General features: G+C 64.9%; 5 protein-coding genes. 2 read left to right on the plus strand and 3 right to left on the minus strand.

Features of this window, described 5'->3' with window-relative positions; all coding sequences use genetic code 11:
• Window positions 1-9 precede the first annotated feature (9 nt).
• On the plus strand, window positions 10-1,440 hold the full coding sequence (gene der / locus VGV07_RS20065; RefSeq protein ID WP_326870505.1) for a ribosome biogenesis GTPase Der: 1,431 nt from the start codon (window positions 10-12) through the stop codon (window positions 1,438-1,440).
• A 146-nt stretch (window positions 1,441-1,586) separates the two neighbouring features.
• Window positions 1,587-2,849, plus strand: a complete 1,263-nt coding sequence (locus VGV07_RS20070; RefSeq protein WP_326870510.1) for a hemolysin family protein — start codon at window positions 1,587-1,589, stop codon at window positions 2,847-2,849.
• 150 nt (window positions 2,850-2,999) lie between these two features.
• Here VGV07_RS20070 and VGV07_RS20075 read toward each other — a convergent pair whose 3' ends face one another.
• From VGV07_RS20075 to VGV07_RS20085, 3 genes are all read right to left on the minus strand, one after another.
• Window positions 3,000-3,731 carry an SDR family NAD(P)-dependent oxidoreductase gene (locus tag VGV07_RS20075; protein WP_326870506.1) on the minus strand — a complete coding sequence of 244 codons (732 nt, stop codon included), beginning with the start codon at window positions 3,729-3,731 and terminating at the stop codon, window positions 3,000-3,002.
• A gap of 246 nt (window positions 3,732-3,977) precedes the next feature.
• Window positions 3,978-5,468: an amidophosphoribosyltransferase gene (gene purF / locus VGV07_RS20080; RefSeq protein ID WP_326870507.1), complete on the minus strand. Its 1,491-nt coding sequence runs from the start codon at window positions 5,466-5,468 to the stop codon at window positions 3,978-3,980.
• 93 nt (window positions 5,469-5,561) lie between these two features.
• Window positions 5,562-6,209, minus strand: a complete 648-nt coding sequence (locus tag VGV07_RS20085) for a CvpA family protein (protein ID WP_326870508.1) — start codon at window positions 6,207-6,209, stop codon at window positions 5,562-5,564.
• Window positions 6,210-6,270 lie beyond the last annotated feature (61 nt).

A 6,270-nucleotide genomic window follows, 5' to 3' on the forward strand; every position in this document is an offset into this window, starting at 1 on the left:
GGGTCTCGCTTGACCGTTACCGTCGCCATTGTCGGCCGTCCCAATGTCGGCAAGTCGACGCTGTTCAACCGTCTGGTCGGGCGGAAGATCGCGCTCGTCGACGATACGCCGGGCGTCACCCGCGATCGCCGTGAGGCCGAGGGTCGCATCGGCGACCTGCGCTTCAAGGTGCTCGATACCGCCGGCTACGAAGACAAGACCGACGGCTCGCTGGAAGACCGGATGCGCCAGCAGACCGAGATCGCCATCCGCGATGCCGACGTCATCCTGTTCATGATCGATGCCAAGGCCGGCGTCACGCCGCTGGACGAGCGCTTTGCCCAGGTGTTGCGCCGCGCCGGCAAGGATGTGCACCTGATCGGCAACAAGGCCGAGGGCAGGGCGGCCGATCCGGGGCTGCTCGAGGCCTACAACCTGGGTTTCGGCGAGCCGGTGGCGCTCTCCGCCGAGCACGGGCTTGGCCTCGCCGACCTCCACGCCATCGTGTCGAAAGCCGTGGACGCCGCCGCCGAGAAGGCCGAGGCCGAGGCGCCGACACTGGCCGTGATGCCCGAAGTCGATGTCGACCTGCCTGAGGATGACGGCTCGACCGAGGACGGGCCGGTCAAGCGCTGGGATCCCAAGCGCCATCTCAACGTGGCGATCATCGGTCGCCCGAACGCCGGCAAATCGACGCTGATCAACCGCATGGTCGGCGAAGACCGCCTGCTGACCGGGCCGGAAGCCGGCATCACCCGCGATTCCATCCTGGTGCCCTGGGAGTACGATGGGCGAACCATCAACCTCGTCGATACCGCAGGCATGCGCCGCAAGGCGCGCATCGAACAGAAGCTCGAAAAGCTGGCGGTGAGCGACTCCCTGCGTTCGATCCAGTATGCCGAAGTGGTGGTGCTGCTGCTCGATGCGCAGATCCCGTTCGAAAAGCAGGACCTGACGCTGGCCGATCTGGTCGAGCGCGAAGGCCGCGCCCTGGTGATCGCGGTCAACAAGTGGGACACCATCGAAGACAAGAACGCCAAGCTCGCCGAGTTGCGCGAGCAGTGCGAGCGCTACCTGCCGCAGCTCAAGGGCATCCCGCTGGTCACCATCTCGGGCCTGCAGGGACGCAATATCGATAAGCTGATGCAGGCGATCTTCGCCATCGAGCGCAAGTGGAACAGCCATGTCTCGACGGCGCGGCTCAACCGCTGGCTGAGCGGCATGACCGAAAGTCACCCGCCGCCGGCCGTTTCAGGACGCCGGCTGAAGCTGCGCTACATGACCCAGGCCAAGATCCGGCCGCCGAGCTTCATCCTCTTCGCTTCCCGTCCCGAGGCGCTGCCGCATGCCTACCAGCGCTACCTGGTCAACGGCCTGCGCGACGCCTTCGACATGCCCGGCACGCCGATCCGGCTGTGGGTGCGCGGCGGCAAGAACCCGTTCGACAAGAAGGGCGAGTAGGGAATGGCGAATGACGAATAGCAGGCTCATCCGGCCGCATTCGCTACTCGCAATTCGCTACTCACTCTCTTATAGTTTCTGCCTTCCAAGCGACCCGATGCTGAGTGCGGGGCCGCAACCTTGAAACGACATTGTTCCTCGAAATTCTGATTGTCGCCGTCCTGACGCTGGTCAACGGTCTTCTCGCAATGAGCGAACTGGCGGTAGTTTCGTCCCGCCCGGCGCGCCTCAAAGTCCTCGCCGCCGAAGGCAAGCGCGGCGCCACCGTGGCGCTCAAGCTGCAGGAAGACCCGGGCAAGTTCCTTTCCTCGGTGCAGATCGGCATCACCCTCGTCGGCGTGCTCTCCGGCGCCTTCTCTGGCGCGACGCTGGGCGAGCGCCTCGGTGATACCCTGATCGGCGTCGGTATCAATCCCTCGATCGCCGCGCCGCTCGGCGTCGGTATCGTGGTCATCATCATCACCTATCTGTCGCTGATCGTCGGCGAACTGGTGCCCAAGCAGATCGCACTGCGCGATTCCGAGGGTGTTGCGGCCCGTGTTGCGCCGCTGATGGCCTTCATCGCCTCGATCGCGGCGCCGCTGGTCTGGCTGCTTGATATCTCGGGCAAGCTGGTGCTGCGCCTCCTCGGCCAGGCCGGCGAGACCGATGAGCGGGTCACCGATGAGGAGGTGAAGACCCTCATCGCCGAGGCCGAGCACGCCGGTGTGCTCGAGACCGAGGAGCGCCACATGATCTCGGGCGTCATGCGCCTTGCCGACCGTTCGGCCCGCGGCCTGATGACGCCGCGCCTGGATGTCGAACTGCTCGACCTGAGCGAAACCCAGGAAGAGATGATCGAAAAGCTCCGCGCCACCCGCCACTCGGTGCTGCCGGTCCAGGATGGCGCCGTGGACTCGATCATCGGCGTGATCGTCCGCAAGGATCTGGTCGAGAACGTGCTTTCAACCGCGCCACTCGACATGCGCGCGCTGGTGAAGCAGGCACCCGTGGTGATGGATCGCTCGAGCGCGCTCGACGTGCTGAAGGCCATCCGCGGTTCGCTGGTGCACATGGCGCTGGTGTTCGACGAGTACGGCCACTTCGAGGGCATCGTCACCCCGGGCGACATCCTCGAGGCGATCACCGGCGCCTTCCAGGAAGAGGAGGGCGACGAGAAGGCTTACGTCACCCGTGAGGATGGCTCTTACCTCGTCTCGGGCTGGATGCAGGTCGACGAGTTCCAGGCGCACCTGGGTGTTCCAGTCCCCAAGGATGCCAAGTTCGAAACCGTCGCCGGTTTCGTGCTGGCCGAGCTCAATCACCTGCCGGCCGTGGGCGAAACCTTCGAGCGCGGCCACTGGCGCTTCGAGGTGCTGGACCTCGACGGCCGCCGCATCGACAAGATCCTGGTGACGCGACTGAATTAGGTCTTTCGGTTGCGCTCCGTGGGTGCCCCCACCCACGGAGTCATTCCCGCGCAGGCGGGAACCTAGTGGGATGTTCCATCACCCGCTGAGGCTGAGGGATCCCACTGGGTTCCCGCCTCCGCAGGAAGGCGGGCCTGATCGTGAAATGCCTCAGAGCGGCCGCAGTTCCGACTTTTCCCAGTCGAACAGCATGCGGTTCTCGGTGAATTCGGGTGCGATCATGTCGATGAGCTTGGGCATCAGCGCTTGAGGCCGGGGCAGGGTGTCGGGGTTCTCGCCCGGCATCGCCTTGGCCCGCATCGCTGTGCGCACGGCGCCCGGATAGAACACGTTGACCCGCACCGGGGTGATACCGCCGACTTCGGCCGCATAGCTCTTGGCCAGGGCCTCGACTGCGGCCTTGCTCGCCGCATAGGGCCCCCAGTTGGCGCGTGCCGAACGCGCCGACGACGAGGAGACGACCACCACGCGACCAGCCACCGCTTGGCGCAGCAGCAGGTCGAGTGAGCGGATCAGCCGATAATTGGCGGTGACGTTGAGGCCCATCAGCTTGTCGAACTCCTTGGGCTCGACATGGGCGAGCGGGCGCAACTCGCTCAGCATCGCCGCATTGGCGACGAAGCCATCGAGGTGCCCCCAGCGCTCGAAGATCGCGTGCCCGAGCCGGTCGATGCCGTCAAAATCCATAAGGTCCATTGGCACCAGCGTGGTGCTGCTGCCCGCCCGCTGGATCTCGTCGTCGAGCTCTTCGAGCCCGCCGATGGTGCGCGCCACCGCAATCACATGCGCCCCGCGCCGCCCCGCCTCGAGCGCGGCCTGATAGCCAATGCCGCGCGACGCGCCGGTAACGAGGACGATTTTGCCGGCGAGGGAGTTGGTCATGCGAAAGGGTTCCGTTGGACTGCTGGCTCTTCTACCCACCGCATCATTGCCGCGAAAGCGGGAATCTCCGTTCGAAATGCGGCGGAAGGTCCATGTTCGTGGCCCAACTCCGGTGTCATCCCAGCGAAAGCTGGGACCCAAGCATCAGCTCGTGCAGTCGGTGAGTTGGGTCCCAGCTTTCGCTTAGCTTTCGCTGGGATGACATCGAGCTTGAGGAAGCGTCGGAGTGACAGGCCCCGCTGGGCCTCAGCTCGCTTCCTTCATCAGCGACAGCGTCTTGGGATCGTTCTTGCTGCGGCCGTTGAGGTCGGTGAGCTTGGTGGGGTAGTCGCCGGTAAAGTGGTGGTCGGTGAATTGCGGGCTCAGCGGGTTGCGCTTCACCCCGCCAACCGCGTCATAGAGCCCGTCGATCGAGAGGAACGCGAGGGAATCGGCGCCGATGAACTTGCACATCGATTCGAGGTCGGGGTGCTGGTTGGCCAAGAGGTTCTCCGGATCCGGCGTATCGATGCCGTAATAGTCGGAGTGGAAGATCATCGGCGAGGCGACGCGGATATGCACTTCGCGGGCGCCGGCATCGCGGATCATCTGCACGATCTTCACCGAGGTGGTGCCGCGCACGATCGAGTCGTCGATCAGCACCACGCGCTTGCCTTCGATCTCGGCCCGGTTGGCCGAGTGCTTGAGCTTCACTCCGAAGGCGCGGATCGATTGGGTCGGTTCGATGAAGGTACGGCCCACATAGTGGTTGCGGATGATGCCGAGCTCGAACGGGATGCCACTCGCCTGTGCATAGCCGATCGCCGCCGGCGTGCCGCCATCGGGCACCGGCACCACGACGTCGGCTTCGACCGGGGCTTCCTTCGCCAGGTTGATGCCCATGCGCTTGCGCGCCGAATAGACCGGCCGGCCGGCGACGATCGAGTCGGGACGGGCGAAGTAGACATACTCGAACAGGCAGATGCGCTCGGGGCGGGGCGCGAACGGCTTCACCGAGTCGATGGTGATGGTGCCATCCGGCTGCGTCTCGCAGATCACCACCTCGCCATTCTCGACATCGCGCACGAACTTGGCGCCGATGATGTCGAGCGCGCAAGTTTCCGACGCAAAGATCGGTTTACCGTCGAGATCGCCCAGCACCAGCGGGCGGATGCCGTTGGCGTCGCGCGCGCCGATCAGCTTGGTGCGGGTCATCGCCACCAGCGCAAAGGCGCCCTCGAGGTGCATCAGCGCGTCGATGAAGCGATCGGACGAAGCGACCTTCTTGGAGCGGGCGATGAGGTGCAGCACCACCTCGGTATCCGAGGTCGACTGGCAGATGGCGCCCTGCGAGATCAGTTGCTTCCTGAGCGTCAGGCCGTTGGTGAAGTTGCCGTTATGCGCAATGGCAATGCCGCCGACTTCGAGCTCGGCGAACAGCGGTTGCACGTTGCGCAGGATTGTTTCGCCGGTGGTCGAGTAGCGCACATGGCCCATGGCGAGATGGCCCGGCAGGCGTCGGACGGTCGCCGGATCGGTGAAGTGGTCGCCGACGAGGCCAAGCTGGCGCTCCGAATGGAACTGCTTGCCGTCGAAGCTGACGATGCCCGCCGCTTCCTGGCCGCGGTGCTGCAGCGCATGCAGGCCGAGCGCCGTAAGGGTTGCCGCCTCGGGATGGCCGAGGATGCCGAACACGCCGCACTCCTCGCGCAGCGTATCATGGTCCCATTCCGCGATCGGTTTGGCGTTTAGGGTCATCGGGCACCTCTGCGGGTTCAGGTCGGGCCAAACAAGACGGGACCGCAGATGCGGTCCCGGTCACGAATATGCAATGCGCTCACCCGAATTTCATCAGGCGTTGGGTGCGGCTCCCTCGGCCGGCTCCAGGGGCGCATCATTCTCGAGCTGGTCGGTGCCTTCATCGTTCGGCACGTCGGCATCCGGGTTCGGCACGTCGTCGGGCGACACATCCTCGCCCGTGCCGCCACCGGCGCCGCGCTGCAGGATGTCGGTGACCTGCTTCTCGAGATCGGGGGGCAACAGCGCGATCAAGCTGTCGCCGAAATTGCGAAGGATCGGCAGCGAGCGCGACTCGGCCGCCCACGAGGGCAGGTTCGAGGGCATCAGCCACAGCCCGAAGATCACCACGATCACCGCGATCAGGACGCCGCGGGCAACGCCGAAGATGAAACCGAGGGTCCGGTCTAGCGGCCCGATACGGCTGTCGACGACGAAATCGGCGATCCGCATGGTGATGAGGTGCAGAATGATCAGCGCCACGATGAAGGTGCCGAGCACCGTCACGATGTCAGCCACGATCGGCTCGGCGATGTAGCCGCGCGCGATGTCCTTGTGGTTGAAATAGGCATAGGCGGCGATTGCCGCGGAGCCCGCCCAGGTCGCCAATGACAGGATTTCGCGCGTGAATCCGCGGGCCGTAGCCAGGATCGCCGAAATCAGGACGAGAACGCCGATGCCGACGTCAAATGCAGTCAACATAGAGAAAATCCGCCCCTGGGACCCGCTTCAGGGTCCCGTGTAACCATTAATCGTGGCAAAG

The sequence above is a fragment of the Devosia sp. genome (assembly GCF_035944845.1).
Taxonomy (GTDB): domain Bacteria; phylum Pseudomonadota; class Alphaproteobacteria; order Rhizobiales; family Devosiaceae; genus Devosia_A.